Source organism: Thalassolituus sp. UBA2590 (genome assembly GCF_002339775.1).
Classification (GTDB): Bacteria; Pseudomonadota; Gammaproteobacteria; order Pseudomonadales; family Oceanobacteraceae; genus Thalassolituus.
The window spans coordinates 1-2,065 of sequence record NZ_DDKU01000051.1 but is presented as its reverse complement, the minus strand read 5'-3'; the positions used below and the strand labels follow the sequence as shown (position 1 = coordinate 2,065).

Genomic DNA, 2,065 nt, shown 5'->3' with positions numbered 1-2,065 from the left:
GTCAAACTGGACCGAACTCGATATCTGGCAGTACATCTATCTCGAAGATATCCCACTGGTACCCCTGTACTTTGCTGACAAGCGTCCTGTCGTCGAGCGCGATGGCATGCTGATTATGGTCGACGACGACCGTATGCCTCTTGAAGAAGGCGAAGTACCAGAGATGAAATCTGTACGTTTCCGTACCCTGGGTTGTTACCCGCTGACTGGCGCGGTTGAATCTGAAGCCGCAACACTCCCTGAAATCATTCAGGAAATGCTGCTGACCACCACATCAGAACGCCAGGGCCGCGCCATTGATCACGACTCATCAGGTTCGATGGAGAAGAAAAAACAGGAGGGGTACTTCTAATGTCACACCAATCCGATCTGATTGCTTCCGATATCCTTGAGTACCTGAAGCAGCACGAAAACAAACAAATGCTGCGTTTCCTGACCTGCGGAAACGTGGACGACGGCAAATCCACCCTGATCGGCCGTCTTCTGCACGACTCGAAAATGATCTATGAAGATCAGCTGGCAGCGATCGAAAAAGACACGGCGAAATCCGGCACTACCGGCGAGAAAATCGACCTGGCCCTGCTGGTTGATGGTCTCGCCGCTGAGCGTGAGCAAGGCATTACCATTGACGTAGCTTACCGCTACTTCTCAACCGCCAAGCGTAAGTTCATCATTGCTGACACCCCGGGACATGAGCAGTACACCCGCAACATGGCGACCGGCGCGTCGACCTGTGACCTTGCAATCATCCTGATTGATGCCCGTTACGGTGTGCAGACTCAGACCAAACGCCACAGCTTTATTGCTTCTCTGCTAGGCATCAAACACGTGGTGGTTGCGGTCAACAAGATGGACCTGATGGACTTCAGTGAAGACCGCTTCAATGAAATCCGTGAAGACTACCTTGAGTTTGCCGGCAAACTGAATCTGGAAGACATTCGCTTTGTACCTATGTCTGCCCTGGACGGCGATAATGTTGTAGAACGCTCCGAGCGCTCAACATGGTTCAAAGGTCAGACCCTGATGGAGATTCTTGAGACCGTCGAAATTGACGAAGATAAGAACCTCGACAACTTCCGTCTGCCAGTGCAATACGTAAACCGCCCTAACCTCGACTTCCGCGGCTTCTGCGGCACGATTGCCTCAGGCACGATCAAGCCGGGTGAAACCATCATGGCGTTGCCATCGCAGAAGACCAGTAAGGTCGAAAGCATTGTCACCTATGAAGGCAACCTGGAAGAAGCATTCGTTGGCCAGGCCATCACACTGACACTGGAAGACGAAATTGACATTAGTCGTGGTGACGTCATCGTTAAAGCGAATGACCTTCCAGAAGTAGGTAGCAAGCTGAACGCGAACATCGTCTGGATGACCGAAGGCGCAATGGTGCCGGGCAAGCCCTACGACCTTAAGTTTGCCTCCAGCGCGACTACAGGTACCTTCACCCAGATTCATCACCTGATCGATGTGAATACGCTTGAGCACAGCGCGGCTGAACAAGTTGCGCTCAATGAGATCGCGCTGGTTGAAGTGTCTCTGGATAAAGCGATTCCATTTGATACCTACGGAAAAATCCCGGGTACAGGTGCTTTCATCATTATTGATCGCCTTAGCAACGTCACAATCGGTGCCGGTATGATCGTTGGTGCTGCAGCGGCTGACGGCAGCAACACATCACCAGTGTCTGCTGACGAAAAAGCACGTCGCTTCAACCAGAAGCCTGCCATCGTTGCGGTGAACGCTGCTAACGCGGAAGACATCGTCAATGCTCTGGATCGTCGTCTGTACGAAATGGGCCGTGTTTCCGGCATTGCCACTGCGGAAACCGCTCAGGTTCTGAAGGCAAACGGTCTGGTTGCTTTGGTTGCCGGCGGTGCTGACGGCGCTGATATCAGCCTGGCAGCAGATCAGGAGTCTCTGGACAACCTGGTGGCCGACCTGCAGGAGCAAGGTATTATCTGATCTCAGGTCAACGCTGATACCTGAAAAGCCCGGATTCCGGTGGCAGAGAAAGCCTCTGCCACCTGCCTTCGGGCTTTTTTATGCGTGTAATCCGGATATCCGG

Annotated in this window: 2 protein-coding genes; both read left to right on the top strand. The window is 52.8% G+C overall.

The annotated features are described in order from the left end of the window. Window positions 1-352, top strand: a 352-nt coding sequence (locus tag B2067_RS04520; protein ID WP_301387604.1) for a phosphoadenosine phosphosulfate reductase family protein, incomplete at its 5' end; no start/stop codon positions are given. Further along, complete coding sequence (cysN, locus tag B2067_RS04515) at window positions 352-1,962, top strand: sulfate adenylyltransferase subunit CysN (RefSeq protein WP_301387603.1); 1,611 nt, start codon at window positions 352-354, stop codon at window positions 1,960-1,962. The genes B2067_RS04520 and cysN, both read left to right, overlap by 1 nt. The last annotated feature ends 103 nt before the right edge of the window (window positions 1,963-2,065 follow it).

Coding starts and splice junctions, on each gene's coding strand:
- cysN (WP_301387603.1), top strand. CDS start 352: ATGTCACACCAATCCGATCTGATTGCTTCCGATATCCTTGAGTACCTG.